Annotated in this window: 13 protein-coding genes; 7 read left to right on the plus strand and 6 right to left on the minus strand. The window is 63.3% G+C overall.

All coding sequences use genetic code 11. From position 1 onward, the window contains the following. Nucleotides 1-57 precede the first annotated feature (57 nt). Complete coding sequence (locus tag ACQY4S_RS04415; protein WP_428483978.1) at nucleotides 58-966, plus strand: ABC transporter substrate-binding protein; 909 nt, start codon at nucleotides 58-60, stop codon at nucleotides 964-966. A gap of 14 nt (nucleotides 967-980) precedes the next feature. On the opposite strand, the gene ACQY4S_RS04420 is transcribed toward ACQY4S_RS04415, so the two are convergent. Further along, nucleotides 981-1,667 carry an RraA family protein gene (locus ACQY4S_RS04420; protein ID WP_428483979.1) on the minus strand — a complete coding sequence of 229 codons (687 nt, stop codon included), beginning with the start codon at nucleotides 1,665-1,667 and terminating at the stop codon, nucleotides 981-983. Between the two features lie 60 nt (nucleotides 1,668-1,727). Then, on the minus strand, nucleotides 1,728-2,168 hold the full coding sequence (locus ACQY4S_RS04425) for a phasin family protein (protein ID WP_428483980.1): 441 nt from the start codon (nucleotides 2,166-2,168) through the stop codon (nucleotides 1,728-1,730). Between the two features lie 151 nt (nucleotides 2,169-2,319). Between ACQY4S_RS04425 and ACQY4S_RS04430 the strand changes: the two genes are divergently transcribed. The 6 genes from ACQY4S_RS04430 to ACQY4S_RS04455 all read left to right on the plus strand — a co-directional run bounded on the left by ACQY4S_RS04430 (nucleotide 2,320) and on the right by ACQY4S_RS04455 (nucleotide 8,028). After that, on the plus strand, nucleotides 2,320-3,054 hold the full coding sequence (locus ACQY4S_RS04430; RefSeq protein ID WP_428483981.1) for a DsbA family oxidoreductase: 735 nt from the start codon (nucleotides 2,320-2,322) through the stop codon (nucleotides 3,052-3,054). 129 nt (nucleotides 3,055-3,183) lie between these two features. Beyond that, a complete protein-coding gene (locus ACQY4S_RS04435; RefSeq protein ID WP_428483982.1) occupies nucleotides 3,184-3,495 on the plus strand; it encodes a hypothetical protein in 312 nt (103 codons plus the stop codon). Nucleotides 3,496-3,610: 115 nt separating this feature from the next. Further along, nucleotides 3,611-4,903: an O-acetylhomoserine aminocarboxypropyltransferase/cysteine synthase family protein gene (locus ACQY4S_RS04440; protein ID WP_428483983.1), complete on the plus strand. Its 1,293-nt coding sequence runs from the start codon at nucleotides 3,611-3,613 to the stop codon at nucleotides 4,901-4,903. A gap of 78 nt (nucleotides 4,904-4,981) precedes the next feature. Then, entirely contained in the window at nucleotides 4,982-5,695 is a 714-nt protein-coding gene (locus ACQY4S_RS04445) for an SDR family oxidoreductase (RefSeq protein WP_428483984.1), read from the plus strand. A gap of 630 nt (nucleotides 5,696-6,325) precedes the next feature. After that, the gene (locus ACQY4S_RS04450; RefSeq protein ID WP_428483985.1) at nucleotides 6,326-6,703 is read left to right on the plus strand and encodes a hypothetical protein; all 378 of its coding nucleotides are present in this window, start codon (nucleotides 6,326-6,328) and stop codon (nucleotides 6,701-6,703) included. Further along, nucleotides 6,703-8,028, plus strand: coding sequence for a diguanylate cyclase (locus tag ACQY4S_RS04455; protein WP_428483986.1), 1,326 nt, complete (start codon nucleotides 6,703-6,705; stop codon nucleotides 8,026-8,028). The genes ACQY4S_RS04450 and ACQY4S_RS04455 overlap by 1 nt, the downstream gene beginning before the upstream one ends. A 148-nt stretch (nucleotides 8,029-8,176) precedes the next feature. Here the strand turns inward: ACQY4S_RS04455 and ACQY4S_RS04460 are convergent, their stop codons facing one another. The 4 genes from ACQY4S_RS04460 to ACQY4S_RS04475 all read right to left on the minus strand — a co-directional run bounded on the left by ACQY4S_RS04460 (nucleotide 8,177) and on the right by ACQY4S_RS04475 (nucleotide 14,223). Next, complete coding sequence (locus tag ACQY4S_RS04460) at nucleotides 8,177-9,877, minus strand: glutamine--tRNA ligase/YqeY domain fusion protein (protein ID WP_428483987.1); 1,701 nt, start codon at nucleotides 9,875-9,877, stop codon at nucleotides 8,177-8,179. A 64-nt stretch (nucleotides 9,878-9,941) separates the two neighbouring features. Then, on the minus strand, nucleotides 9,942-10,163 hold the full coding sequence (locus ACQY4S_RS04465) for a hypothetical protein (RefSeq protein ID WP_428483988.1): 222 nt from the start codon (nucleotides 10,161-10,163) through the stop codon (nucleotides 9,942-9,944). Then, a complete protein-coding gene (locus ACQY4S_RS04470; protein WP_428483989.1) occupies nucleotides 10,160-10,357 on the minus strand; it encodes a hypothetical protein in 198 nt (65 codons plus the stop codon). Before ACQY4S_RS04470 ends, ACQY4S_RS04465 begins: the two co-directional genes overlap by 4 nt. A gap of 275 nt (nucleotides 10,358-10,632) precedes the next feature. Beyond that, the gene (locus ACQY4S_RS04475) at nucleotides 10,633-14,223 is read right to left on the minus strand and encodes a hydantoinase B/oxoprolinase family protein (protein ID WP_428483990.1); all 3,591 of its coding nucleotides are present in this window, start codon (nucleotides 14,221-14,223) and stop codon (nucleotides 10,633-10,635) included. Between the last annotated feature and the right edge of the window lie 159 nt (nucleotides 14,224-14,382).

Raw genomic sequence — 14,382 nt, forward strand, 5'->3', positions numbered from 1 at the left:
CCGCCGGGACGCACGCCACCGCATCGTGATGACTTCTGCAACCAAGGATCACCCGCATTGATCATCTTGTCAGAGAATTTCCGCGCGCTGTTTTACACGCCGTTTTATGCCGCGCACGCGACCGGCGCCTACGCGGCCGAGGGCGTCGAGGTAACCTTGAGAGCATCCTCCGACCCCGAGCGCACCGCCGCCGATCTGCGCGCCGGCCGGATCGACGTGATGTGGGGTGGCCCGTTGCGGGTTCTGCTGACGCATGATGCCGATCCGGCTTCCGACGTTGTGTGCTTCTGTGATGTCGTGGCCCGCGACCCGTTCTTCGTGATTGGACGGCAGTCCTGGCCGGATTTCCGGCCCGCCGACCTGACGAACGTTCGCTTTGCCACGGTGACGGAGGTGCCGACCCCGTGGCTGTGCCTGCAGGACGACATCCGCCGTGACGGCGCCGACCCGGCCGACGTGCCCCGCATCATGGGCGGCACGATGGCACAGAATACGGCTGCCCTGCGCGATGGCCGCGTCGATGCGGTGCAGCTATTCCAACCCTATGCCGAAGAACTGCTGGCGTCCGGCGCCGGCCATCTCTGGTACGCGGCGGCGAACCGGGGACTGACCGCCTACACCACGCTGAACACCCGCCGCTCCGTGCTGACGCAGAAACGCGATGAACTGCTGGGTGTGGTGCGGGCCATGCACAAGACCCTGCGCTGGATTGGTAGCACGCCTGGGACCGAGATCGCCCGCACCCTGGCAGGCTTCTTCCCCGATCTTCCACCGCCGATGTTCGCGGCGGCGATCGATCGCTACCGCACGCTGGCGCTTTACGGCCCTGACCCGGTCATCCGGCCGGACGGTTTTGATCGGTTGGCCGCCGCCATGCGCTCCGGCGGCGCGCTGCAGCGGGACATCCCGTTCCAGGAATGTGTCGATACCAGCCTGGCCGAACAGGTCCTGCGCGAAACCGCCTGATCAGCCATCCCTGATCAGCCGCCAATGACGGTTGCCTTTTCGATCATCCGCCGAACCCCTTCGGCCATCGTAGCACCCTGCTCGACCAGCCTGACCGTGCGCGCTTCCGCCGCCCGCACCGCCGCCAGTCGATCGAGCACCGGACGCAGCCGAACCGCTGGGACAACGACAATACCATCCGCGTCGCCGACGATCACATCGCCCGGCTCCACATGCACGTCCCCCAGGGTGACAGGCGCGCCGACCACGCCGGGACCGTTCATCGCCGGCGAATTGAGCTGGATACCCCGACAGAACACCGGTAATCCGGTCGCGACGATACCGGCCTTGTCACGCGCCAGTCCGTCGGTGACGAACGCGGCTACGCCCTTGTTCTTCATCATTCCCGCCGCGATGTCGCCAAACACCGCCGTCCGCGTGTAGCCGTCATTGGCCAGCACGATCACGTCACCGGCCTCGGCCTCGGACAGCGCGCCGAACATCGCCACGATGTCGGCCGGATAGGCGAACGCCGTCAGCGCCGGCCCGACGAACGACGCGTTCGACGGATCCAGCGGCTTGATGCGGTAGTCTAGTGCCCCGCGCCCATCCATCGCATCCGCCAGATGCGATGTCTGCGCGCCGCGGAACTGCTCGATCAGCGCCTTGTCGGGTCGGCGAAAGCCACGATGGATGGTCAGCAGCGGCGGGTTGTCGAGCATGCGGTATCTCCCCGTTCAGCAGCGGGACAGTGCCAAAGCAGGGAGATCCGGGCAAACCGATCAGGCCTTGGCGGATCTGTCCGCCAGCAGCTTGACCTCGTCCATTGCTTCGGTAAACCGCTGGTTGAGCAGTTTCAGCGCCTCGGTGTTGGACTGCTGGATAAGGTCGCTGAGTTCCTTGATGTTTTCGACCGACCGTTCATACGCCAGCTTCAGCAGTTCGGCTTGCTTGGCCGCCTTGGCGTGCGGGGCTTCGGCGGTCGACAGGGTCTGCATCGCCTCCGTCAATTCGGCCATGTTCTGCTGGACGATCTCCATGTGACGGCGAGCCACGGCCTGCGCGCCTTCCAGCGCAACCTTGTTGGCCGCGGTCAGCGTTTCAATGTTTCGCCGGCTGGCGGAGACAAATGCTTCCATGTCCGGCATGGCCGGAAACTTGAGTTCGGCGAACAGCTTGGTGAAATCGCCAAACTCCGGCATTATTTTGGGCGAGTATGCCATTGGGACGCTCCTTATGCTGGACCGGTCCAGCAGGCTGGTCAGGTTAGGCCGCTCGCACGGGAAATCCAAGCCGGCTCCAGCAGGTCATCTCAACAGGAGCGCCGCGACAAACCGGTGGCGGCAGTCCATCTAACGCGTAAGGAGATCAATCATGGATGATCAATTCAGCGCCGGAGAGGTCAGCGGGCCGGAGGGTCGCGATAATGCCGAGGTAGCACAATCCGCGGCGGGCACGCGGATCGACATCGTGTCCGACGCCATCTGCCCCTGGTGCTACATCGGCAAGCGCCACCTGGAAGGCGCCCTGGCCGCGCTGGCGCCGGAGGGATTAGCGTTTTCCGTGCAATGGAACCCGTTCCAGCTCAATCCGGACATGCCGCGGGAAGGCCGGGACCGGGCTACCTATCGCGCGTTGAAATTCGGCAGCGCCGAGAAGGCCATGTCACTCGACCGGCGCATCACTGAGGCAGCCGAAGCCGTGGGATTGACGTTCCGGACCGACCTGATGACCCGGACCCCCAACACGATCAACGCGCATCGGCTGATCTGGTACGCCGGCCAGAATGCTCGGCAGGACGCCGTGATGGAAGCTGTATTCCGGGCCTACTTTACCCAGGGAAGCGATATCGGTGACCTTGTGGTGCTTGCCGATTGCGCCGCCGAAGCCGGGCTGGATCGCGCGGACGTGTCGGCCTTCCTGGCGGGTGACCTGGCAGAGCGGGAGATGCGGGCCGCCGATCAGACCGCGCGCGAGGCGGGCGTGAGCGGCGTGCCGTCATTTTTCCTGGATGGGTATGAGCTGTTCTCTGGAGCAATGCCGGCAGACAGGATCGCCGACGCGCTGCGTCGCGGGCGGTCGATCCTGCGGGATCGCCAGCAATGCTAGTGGTCCGATCCTGACGCTTGGTTTCCAAGCGTTAGGTGAATCGGCCCACCAAATCAAAGCCTAGTGGATAAATTCAACGGACCTATCCGTTGGATTTTATCCACTAGCTGGCTGACAAAGGCGGTCGACATGCCGAAACTCGTCCGCGTGACCAACTCCATCGTGGCGGGCGCAGGTTCATCATTCATGCCTTACGTCAGACCAGCACCGCGAATGGTGGTGGGCGGACCCGCACCCGCCACGAGGGCAAGGATGTGGCGCAATGAGCTGAACGGCCTAATTATTGATAACGATCCTGATAAACGGCCGGCCGACCCAGACCTTGAACTTGCTTCATCACGATCGGCGGCGGCCCAAATGCATGACATTGCAGCCGTAGGATACTGCCAAGCGAAAGAAGACCAGCGCGTTTTTTCTCCACAGCCCGGCCGCTGCGATTAAAGGAAGCTCTGGCGGCCCTGTCTTCGGCAACAGGCTTCTCTTTCTGGTTCAGCCGTTTACCGTATCATCACAGCGCCTATAACTGCGTACAACCGCACGATCAGGAGCACGGTCCATGAGCAGCAAGCACCCTGAAACCCTCGCCTTGCACGCCGGTTGGCGCCGCGACAGCGCCACCCATTCCGTCGCGGTGCCGATCTACCAGACGACGTCCTTCCAGTTCGACAGTGCCGAACAGGCGGCGAACCTGTTCAGCCTGAAGGAACTGGGCAACATCTACACCCGCATCATGAACCCGACATGCGACGTGCTGGAGAAGCGGCTTGCCGCGATCGAAGGCGGCGTTGCGGCGTTGACCGTGGCATCCGGCCAGGCCGCGTCGGCGTTCTCGGTGCAGAATCTCGCCCGGATTGGCGACAATGTCGTCAGCTCCACGGACCTGTATGGCGGCACCTGGAACCTGTTCGCCAACACGCTGAAGGATCAGGGGATCGAAGTCCGCTTTGTCGATCCCAACGACCCCGAGGCCTTCGCCCGTGCCACCGATGACCGCACCCGCGCGTATTACGCCGAGACATTGCCCAACCCCAAGCTGGTCCCGTTTCCGATCGCCGAGGTCGCGGCCATCGGCCGGTCCTTCGGCATCCCGCTGATCATGGACAACACATCCGCGCCGTTGCTGGTGCGGCCGTTCGACCATGGCGCCGCCGTGGTCATGTATTCCACCACCAAGTACATCGGCGGCCACGGCAATTCGATCGGCGGCGTGGTGATCGACGGCGGCAACTTTGACTGGGAAGCCAACCCGGCGCGCCAGCCAGCGCTGAACACGCCCGACCCCTCCTATCACGGCGCCGTCTGGTCGCAGGCCGTCAAGCCGCTCGGCCCGATCGCCTACATCCTGAAGATGCGCGTCACCATGCTGCGCGACCTTGGCGCGCCCATGGCGCCGTTCAACGCCTTCCTGTTCCTGCAGGGGCTGGAGACGCTGCCGCTGCGCATGCGCGAGCACAGCCGCAACGCCTTGGCTGTCGCCAATTTCCTGGCAGAGCGCCGTGACGTGAGCCGGGTCATTCATCCCGCCCACCATAAGGGGATCGGCGCGGAACGGACGGCGAAATACCTGCCGAAGGGTCAGGGCGGACTGATGGGCTTCGAGCTGGCCGGCGGCTTGACCGCGGGCCAGAGGTTCATCGATGGGCTCAAGCTGTTCTACCACGTCGCGAACATCGGCGACGCCCGCAGCCTGGCGATTCATCCGGCCAGCACCACGCACTCCCAGCTTACCGAATCCGAGCAGGCGGCGACCGGCGTGACGCCCGGTTATGTGCGGCTGTCGGTTGGACTGGAGCACATCGACGACATCCTGGATGACCTGTCGCAAGCCCTGGACGGGGCGAAGGGCTGACGTACGCAAGGCCACGGAGCGGGTTGAACCATCGGCTCTCGTGGCCTTGTCAGGCTGGCATCAACCGGGAGCGAAGGCATGAACGAATCGTCAAGCCGTGTCGCCGTCGTAACTGGTGGTGCGATGGGTATCGGCGCCGCTATTGCGGCGCGTCTGGCGCAGGATGGCTGGCGCGTTGTCGTCGCCGATCGCAACGTGGACGGCACCGCCCCACCGGGTGGACGCTACGTGGTCTGTGATGTCGGCGACGAAGCATCCGTGGCGGCTCTGGCGCGGTCATTGGACACCGGAGAGCAGCGGCTGGATGCGCTGATCTGCAACGCCGGGTTCATGATTCGCAAACCGATCGCTGATCTGGCGCTGGCGGAATGGTCGTCCGTGCTGACGACCAACCTGACCAGCACGTTTCTTCTCGTCCGTGCCACCGAGGCGCTGCTGCGCGCCGCTAACGGCGCAGTGGTCACTATTGCATCCTCTCGAGCACGGATGTCGGAGCCGAACACCGAATCCTATTCCGCCTCCAAGGGCGGCCTGGTGGCGCTGACTCATGCGCTGGCGGTCAGCCTTGGTCCCGAAGTCCGGGTGAACTGCATCAGCCCTGGCTGGATTGCTACCAAGGGACCACAGCCGGCGGCGGAGGAGCATGCATTCCATCCGGCGGGGCGTGTGGGAAGATCGGAGGATATCGCAGCATTGGCTGCCTTCCTGGTCGGACCGGCGAGCGGCTTTATCACCGGCGCCGAGTTCGTCGTCGATGGCGGCGTGACCCGGAAGATGATCTACCCGGAATAGCCGGTTGAACCGTGCGACGGCGCATCGGCCAGCTTCATTTGTATAAGGCCGCTCGCTCTGTTCCGCCCGTTGCACGCGGGGCATCATTGCCACGGTGCGAACTTGCGTCGGCGTGCCTTGGCTCAGCGGCGGGACGCGGCGCATCGGCTGATCACGCGGTGGTCGGCGTGGATGGCGCGCCCGCGTCCACCGCGAGAGAGCGACGCCGGACATTGCTCAGAACTCACGCCAGCCGGTTTGACCTGCGCACGATTGTTGCACTGCGGCATGCATGGTTGTGGCCGAAGGTATAAGCTGGGCAATGCGACGACGACACCTGGTGTGAGATTTCAGTTTATGGTGTTTCATAAGATTTCGATTGTGTTCCATATCATCATCGATATAAGGATTGCCGGGCAGATGATGCTTCGAAGGCGTTTGATTTACAGTGAGCCGAATTCAACGTTCCTGCGGACTTTGATGTCTATGAAAACTTCTCATTCAAGCAGCTTAACCATGGTGTCGCAGACAAGATAATTTAGCTGCTGTCTGGAACACCGATCGTTATTAAATCGCGATGTTATAATGGCCGCTTGGCTGACGTTAGCCAGTTCAGCGGTTGCCTATCCTAATCAATTGTAGGATTTACCAGTGCCAGGACATGACTTCAATGTGGCCGGGTTCGCCGATATTCGACTGGCCGATCTCGATACTCTGACCAAAGTACAGGTCGATGCATTGCCGTTCGGGGTCATCGGTCTGTCTCAGGACGGCCTCGTTGCCGTTTATAACGCGACCGAGTCACGGCTGGCGGGCTTATCGGCCGAGTCGGTGATCGGCTCCCACTTCTTCCTGAACACGGCTCAATGCATGAATAATTTCCTGGTAGCGCAACGTTTTGAGGATGAGGCGGAGCTTGATACGATTATTGACTTTGTCCTGACCTTGCGAATGCGGCCAACACCGGTACGCCTTCGCATGTTGAAGGGCGCGGCCGCACCGCGGCACTACATTCTGATCCAGCGCTGATGATGGCCAATCAACACGATAAAAGCCTGGAAAAAGAGCACGAGGAAGTGCTGCAGTTCCTGTACGCCTGCCCGATCGGCCTAGCTGAGGTCGCCGGAGATGGGGCGATCGGATTGATGAACCCTCTTGCGATGAAATTGCTGCTGCCCATCGCGCGAACGCCGTTCATCACCAACTTCTTTACGTTGATGGACAGCTATGCGCCCGAGCTGCGCAACATGATCGATGCCTTCCCGGCGCCAAATGGCGTTGTATGCGAGAACCATCGCATCTTCGTCGGTCCCGGCACCGACAAGGGAAGCGACGAACCCAAGGTTCTGGCTTGCACGCTCGTCAAGCTTGGCGGCAATCGTTTCACGGCCACCATAGCGGACGTGTCCGGGCTGGTGGCACAAGAGCGCCGTCTGAAGGAGGCGGAAACCTGGTTTGCCTCGCTGCTCGACAACGTTAATGACTTTGCCATTATCTCGCTGGATGCAGAGGGCAGGATTGATGCCGTCAATCCATCGGTACTACGCCAGACTGGTTTTGCTGAACATGAAATCATTGGTCAGACACTCGACATGTTTCGGGCGCGGGATGCCGGACCGGCTGCCTCGAGTACGTCCGAACAGATCGCCACGGCACACCGCAATGGCTGGTACCTGGAGGAGGGTTGGCACGCGCGACGCGACGGCGGCCGCTACTGGTGCCAGACGCTGATTGCCGCGCGAGGCGAAGGCGAGGGACACGCGGGGACCATGATCCTGGGCTATACCGTCGTCTTGCGCCATGTCACGTGGCAAGCCACCAACGCCGGCAATCTCCGGCAGATGCTCACGACAGATCATCTGACCGGCGCGTGCAATCGTGCGCGTTTCTTCGAGGTTGCGGAGCGCGAGTATGCGCGATCGACGCGCCATGGTCAGCCACTCAGCCTAATCATGATCGACGTGGACCACTTCAAGCAGGTCAATGACTCCTACGGGCATGGCGCAGGTGACGAAGCCTTGAAAGCGCTGTCGCGGACCTGCATGAGCATGCTCCGGCCAAGCGACACATTTGCCCGTCTCGGCGGTGAGGAATTTGCCGTGCTGTTGCCTTCGACAGAGCTGCACGGTGCTGGCGATCTCGCCGAGAGGCTTCGCGTCTCGATCGCCACCACCCCGATCAGGGTCGCGCGCCAACTGTTACACTGCACAGCCAGTCTCGGCTGTGCTATCTTGAATGCTGAGTGCTCCACCCTCAGTGATTTGCTGGCCGCTGCCGATACGGCGCTTTATGCGGCGAAAGGATCGGGTCGCAACCGTGTCATGCTGTCGAGCCCGGTACGCTCCGTCGCCTAGGGCGCAGTCGTTTGAGACTGATCAGCCAAATGGCTTAATCATGTAATCAAACAAGAAGCTAAACTATGATCGGACACTAGCGCTGGTATCACCTCACATGATCATGGTCTAGTGCCGCGCACCGCAACATGGTGGCCTTAAAAGCGCTTCACCGCTGCGGCCCAGCCTGCACCTTCGCCCAGGTATCCCGCAGGCCGACGGTTCGATTGAACACCGTATACCCAGGACGTGAATCCGGATCGGCGGCGAAGTAACCAGTGCGTTCGAATTGAACCGCCTGCCCCACATCGGCCTGCGCCAGCGCGCGTTCGACCAGGCAACCTGTCAGCACCTCCAGCGAATTCGGAGCAATATCCGCCAGCGCGTCGCCGTCGGCGCCTGGGTCGGGCCGGTTGAAGAGATGCGAGTACAACCGCACCTCAGCCGTTAAGGCGTCCGCCGCGGCCACCCAATGCAGCGTTGCCTGGACCTTCCGTCCATCCGGCGAGTTGCCGCCGCGGGAGGCAGGATCGTATGTACAACGCAGTGCCACCACCTGCCCCGCCGCGTCCTTCACAACGTCCCGACAGGTGACGAAATAGGCCCAGCGGAGACGGACTTCCCGACCCGGTGACAGGCGGAAGAACTTCTTCGGCGGCGCTTCCATGAAATCGTCGCGCTCGACGTAGATCTCGCGGCCGAAGCTGACCGGACGAGTCCCGGCCGCGCGATTGTCAGGGTGGTTCTGCGCCGCCAGCGTTTCGGTCTGGCCTTCCGGATAATTCTCGATGATCAGCTTCAACGGCCGCAGCACCGCCATCCGCCGTTCGGCCATCGGGTTCAGGGTGTCGCGGACCGCCGAATCCAGCATCGCCACATCCACCTGGCTGTAGGCCCGTGCAACGCCGACCCGGCGGATGAATTCGCGCAAAGCGGCGGCCGGAACCCCGCGCCGCCTGATCCCGGCCAAGGTCGGCATGCGCGGGTCGTCCCACCCATGCACGTGCTTCTCCTGCACCAGCCGCGTCAGGTGCCGCTTCGACAGCACCATGTAGGTGACGTTCAGACGAGCGAACTCATACTGTCGCGGCCGGGACGGCACCGGCAGGTTGTCGATCAGCCAGTCGTACAGCGGTCGATGGTCCTCGAACTCCAAGGTGCAGATCGAGTGGGTGATCCCCTCGATCGCATCCGACTGGCCATGCGCGAAATCATAGGTCGGATAGATGCACCAGGCGTCGCCGGTGCGCGGGTGGTGGGCGTGCAGGATGCGATACAGCACCGGATCGCGCAGGTTCATGTTGCCCGACGCCATGTCGATCTTCGCCCGCAGGACGCGCGCACCATTTGGAAACTCACCCGCGCGCATGCGGCGGAACAGATCCAGGTTCTCCTCGACTGACCGGTAGCGGAACGGGCTGTTCTGGCCCGGTTCCGTCAGCGTGCCGCGCTGCGACCGCATCGCCTCGGGCGGCGTGTCATCGACATAAGCCTTGCCTTCCCGCACCAGATGTTCAGCCCAGGCATAAAGCTGCTCGAAGTAGTCGGAGGCGTAGTGCAGGTGTACGCCCCAGTCAAAGCCTAACCAGCGGACGTCGCGCTGGATGGCATCGACGAAAAGCTGCTCCTCCTTCACCGGGTTGGTGTCGTCGAAGCGCAGGTGGCAGCGGCCGCCAAATTCCTGCGCGATGCCGAAGTTCAGGCAGATCGACTTGGCATGACCCAGATGCAGGAAGCCGTTGGGTTCGGGCGGAAACCGCGTGACGACGCATTGCGTGCGGCCGGCGTCCAGATCCGCCTGCACAATGTCACGCATGAAGTCGCGTCCAGCCGCATCCTTCTCGGACTCAAGCGTCTCAGTGCCCACCATGCCTTCGGCTCCAGCTTTGCCTGGCCTGACTACATCCAAGCCGCCGATCTGGCGACCGTTGGTGTCACGACGCCTCGACCGACAAATACGATGGCGTCAGCTCAAGCAGCCGAATAACCACCCACATTTCGCCGGGCACCGCCGTTTCGCCGCGACACCAGTTGGAAATCGAGCGCAACAAGGTCATCTGGCCGCGCGGGTCACCAAGCTGGCGCATCACCCGAGCCAGGGCGGATTGCGAAAGGCCAAGTCGCCCAAGGGCGTTCCGGAAATCAACGTTGGTCATCCGAACACTTTCATGAATGCGGCGCCCGCGGCGAACAGGGCGGCGCCGCTGCCCAGCCCGGTCATCAAGATCTGCCAGGGAGCAAACTGTATCTCCTGCCGCTTGCGGTCGGTGTCCGCCCTTTTTTGGTCAATATCAGCGATGATCTGGCGCATTTTCGGCCGATCGATGTCATCAATTGGAGCGTCGCTCATCGGGAGTATTCCTGTTTAATCGCCAGACTATGAAGCATCTTCAAATATCCGTCAACGAAACTCTTTCGTTATAATGAGCATTGGCAAGGACCGGAATGGTTGCGAAGTCTGAGTGATCACCGTGGCCGAGAAGGCATTCGCCTACATCGAGGGTGTGTGCGCCGAGAACATCCCAGTGTACCGATACGTGCACCGAGCCGCGAGGCGGTTCCGACGCGGCCACAAGGCAGCGAATGATCCGGAGCGATCGGCCTCGTTGAGCCACATTCCGCCGACTACGCACGCCTGTAGCCGCCGCCGCCGGGGGTTTCGATGACGAACACATCTCCCGGCGACAGTTCGGCGCTATCCTGACCGGTCAGCGTCTGGTGTGTCCCGTCCGCCCGCTCTACCCATTGCAGACCGGGCGCGCCGTCAGCACCGCCTTCCAGACCGAATGGGGCGACAGTCCGCCGGGATGAGACGATCACCGCCGTCATCGGCTCGAGAAAGCGGATGCGGCGCACCGCTCCGTCACCGCCCTGCCATGTCCCGGACCCCGCCGAACCCTGGCGAATGCCGAACAGTTCCAGCCGCACCGGGTAGCGCAGCTCCAGGATCTCCGGGTCGGTCATGCGGGTGTTGGTCATGTGCGTCTGGATCGCCGAGGTGCCGTTGAACCCAGGACCGGCGCCGGTGCCGCCGCAGATTGTCTCATAATACTGCCGCGTCGCATCGCCGAACAGGAAGTTGTTCATCGTTGCCTGGGAACAGGCGATGCAGCCCAGCGCGCCAAACAGCGCGTTGCAGGTCGCCTGCGAAACCTCGGTGTTGCCGGCCACCACCGCCGCGCCGGGATGCGGCGACAGGAACGTGCCAGGCGGAATGATCAGGGTCAGCGGTTTCATGCAGCCGTCGTTCAGCGGAATATCGTCGCCGACCAGGCAGCGGAACACGTACAACACCGCGGCCCGTGTCACCGCCGGGGGCGAGTTGAAGTTTCCCTCGTTCTGCGGCCCTGTCCCGGTAAAATCCACCGTCGCGCTGCGCGCCGCCCGATCGACACTGATCGAAACGGCCAGCCGCCGGCCGTTGTCCATCTGGTAGTCGAAGCGACCGGAGCCGATCCGATCGAGCACCCGCCGCACCGACTCCTCGGCATTGTCCATCACGTGCCGCATATACGCGCTGACCGTGGGCCAGCCGAATTGAGCGACCACCCGTTGCAGTTCCTGCACGCCCTTCTCGTTTGCCGCCACCTGTGCCTTGATATCAGCGACATTCACATCCGGACTGCGCGCCGGATATCGCGCGTCGGCCAGCAGCCCGCGGAACTCGATTTCCCGAAAATGTCCGCCATCGACAAGCAGGAAATCGTCGATCACGACCCCCTCCTCCTCCAGCGTCCGCGACGTCGGCGGGGTCGAGCCGGGCGTGATGCCGCCAATGTCCGCATGGTGGCCGCGGCTGCCAACAAAGAACAAGATGTCTTTTCCGGCCGCATCGAATACCGGTGTGATCACCGTGATGTCCGGCAGATGGGTGCCGCCATTGAACGGATTGTTGAGCGCGACGACGTCGCCGCGTTTCAACCGACCGCGCCGGTGATCCAGTACGGTGCGCACGCTCTCGCCCATCGCCCCCAGATGCACGGGCACATGCGGCGCATTGGCGACCAGGTTGCCATCGGCATCGAAGATGGCGCAGGAGAAGTCCAGCCGCTCCTTGATGTTCACGCTCATCGACGTGTTCTGCAGCACCGCGCCGGTCTGTTCCGCCACGTTCATGAACAGGTTGTTGAACAGTTCCAGCAGGACCGGATCGGGCCGCCCGGTGTCACCGACGACGCGGGCCGGCAAGGCTTCCGTTCGCCGCAGGATGATGTGGTCGAGCGCCGTGACCTCTGCGGTCCAGCCTGGCTCGATCACCGTGGTGGCATTGGCCTCCCGCACCAGCGCCGGCCCATCAATGCGATCGCCCGCCAGCAGCGACGTGCGGTCGAGCACGGGCGCCTCCCGCGCCTCGCCGCCGGTGAATATTTGCACACGATCGATCACCTCCGGTGTGCCGCTCTCACGCGCTGGCAAGGTCGCTTCCGCGGCGATCTCGCCGGCCAGCACGGCCTCGGCCGCGACCGTCTCCACAACGACCGGGCGGTCGGGTGTGGCGAAGCCAAAGCGCTGGCGGTGCGCGACGTCGAAATTGTGCGAAATCGCTTCCAAATCCTGGAGTGGCACGATCAGTGCCGCCTCGGTCCCGGCATAACGCAGATGCAGCGAACGCACCGTTGTGACCGAAGCCGCCTGGGCCCCCTGCTCCGCCAGTTCGGCAACCGCATCCGCCGCCATTTGATTGGCCAGCGCCTCAAGCGCCGGCAGCGTGTCCGCCCGCAGCGGCATTTCGACGGCCTGTTCCTTCATCGCCGTCTGGTCGGCCAATCCCATGCCATAGGCGGACAGCACCCCGGCATATGGATGGATGAACACCGTCTCCATCCCTAGCGCATCGGCCACCAGGCAGGCATGCTGGCCGCCGGCACCACCGAAGCATTGCAGCGCGAAGCGGCTCACGTCGTGGCCCTTCTGCACCGAGACCTGCTTGATGGCGTTCGCCATGTTCGCCACGGCGATTTGCAGGAACCCTTCCGCCACCTGCCGCGGAGTCTGCGCCTGCCCGGTTGCCGCCTCGATGTCCGGCGCCAGTTCGGCAAACTTTTCCGCCACCACCGCCGGGTCCAGCCTTTGGTCACCACCCGGCCCAAAGATCGTCGGGAAATGATCAGCCTGGATCTTGCCGACACAGACATTCGCGTCGGTGACGGTCAGCGGACCGCCACGCCGGTAGCAGGCCGGCCCCGGATCCGCGCCCGCCGAATCCGGCCCAACCCGCATGCGCGCGCCATCGAAGTGCAGAACCGAACCGCCGCCGGCCGCCACGGTGTTGATCGCCATCATCGGCGCCCGCATGCGTACTCCGGCGACCTCGGTCTCAAACGCTCGCTCGAAGCCGCCCGCATACAGCGCGACATCCGTCGACGTGCCCCCCATGTCGAACCCGATAATCCGGTCGAGGTCCGCCATGCCGGCCGTTCGTGCCGCGCCGACTATGCCGCCGGCGGGACCGGACAGGATCGCGTCCTTGCCCTGAAAATTGCCCGCCTCGGTCAGGCCGCCGTTGGACTGCATGAAATACAACCGCGTGCCAGTCAGCTCGCTCGCCACCTGTTCAACATAGCGCCGAAGTATCGGTGACAGGTATGCATCCACAACCGTGGTGTCGCCACGCGGCACCAAGCGCAGCAAGGGACTGACGGCGTGGCTGGCGGAAACTTGCGAGAATCCCGCCTGCCGCGCCAGTTCGGCCAGGCGCTGTTCGTGCGCGGGGTATTTCCAGGCGTGCATCAGCACGATGGCGCAAGCGTTGATACCAGTCTTGCGGGCCGCCGCCATGATCGCGCGCGCCTGGTCGTCCTCCAGCGTTTCGATCTCGGTGCCGTCCACGCCGACGCGGCCGCCGACCTCCGCCACCTGCTCATACAGCATGCTGGGCAGGGTGATCGCCAGGTCGAACAGCCGCGGGCGAGCCTGGTTGCCGATCCGCAGCGCATCGGCGAAGCCGCGGTTGACGAGCAGCAGCGTGCGGTCGCCCTTGCGCTCCAGCAGCGCATTGGTGGCGACGGTGGTGCCCATCTTCACCGCCTCGATCAGCCCGGGCGGAATCGGCACGTCTAGCCCGAGGCCCAGGATCGACTTGATGCCGGCAATGGCGGCGTCCTGGTAGCGCTCCGGATTTTCCGACAACAGCTTATGGGTGGACAGATGCCCGTCCGGATGACGCGCGACGATGTCGGTGAAGGTGCCGCCGCGATCGATCCAGAACTGCCACATGCTGTCATCCTGCCGGTTGGTCTCGGACGCATGAGGGCAACTTCGGCACGCCGAGGCAAGCCCCGGTAAACGTAACGTCTGCGAGCTTGCGGAAACCTGGGCGAACCGGCATCGTCCACGTGATTTTCATCGACAGGCGTGGCTCGCGCCCGGCACGAC

It is taken from the genome of Rhodopila sp., from assembly GCF_965276935.1.
GTDB lineage: Bacteria > Pseudomonadota > Alphaproteobacteria > Acetobacterales > Acetobacteraceae > Rhodopila.

Coding starts and splice junctions, on each gene's coding strand:
- ACQY4S_RS04420 (WP_428483979.1), bottom strand. CDS start 1,667: ATGCTCGACAACCCGCCGCTGCTGACCATCCATCGTGGCTTTCGCCGA.
- ACQY4S_RS04425 (WP_428483980.1), bottom strand. CDS start 2,168: ATGGCATACTCGCCCAAAATAATGCCGGAGTTTGGCGATTTCACCAAG.
- ACQY4S_RS04430 (WP_428483981.1), top strand. CDS start 2,320: ATGGATGATCAATTCAGCGCCGGAGAGGTCAGCGGGCCGGAGGGTCGC.
- ACQY4S_RS04435 (WP_428483982.1), top strand. CDS start 3,184: ATGCCGAAACTCGTCCGCGTGACCAACTCCATCGTGGCGGGCGCAGGT.
- ACQY4S_RS04440 (WP_428483983.1), top strand. CDS start 3,611: ATGAGCAGCAAGCACCCTGAAACCCTCGCCTTGCACGCCGGTTGGCGC.
- ACQY4S_RS04445 (WP_428483984.1), top strand. CDS start 4,982: ATGAACGAATCGTCAAGCCGTGTCGCCGTCGTAACTGGTGGTGCGATG.
- ACQY4S_RS04455 (WP_428483986.1), top strand. CDS start 6,703: ATGATGGCCAATCAACACGATAAAAGCCTGGAAAAAGAGCACGAGGAA.
- ACQY4S_RS04460 (WP_428483987.1), bottom strand. CDS start 9,877: ATGGTGGGCACTGAGACGCTTGAGTCCGAGAAGGATGCGGCTGGACGC.
- ACQY4S_RS04465 (WP_428483988.1), bottom strand. CDS start 10,163: ATGACCAACGTTGATTTCCGGAACGCCCTTGGGCGACTTGGCCTTTCG.
- ACQY4S_RS04470 (WP_428483989.1), bottom strand. CDS start 10,357: ATGAGCGACGCTCCAATTGATGACATCGATCGGCCGAAAATGCGCCAG.
- ACQY4S_RS04475 (WP_428483990.1), bottom strand. CDS start 14,223: ATGTGGCAGTTCTGGATCGATCGCGGCGGCACCTTCACCGACATCGTC.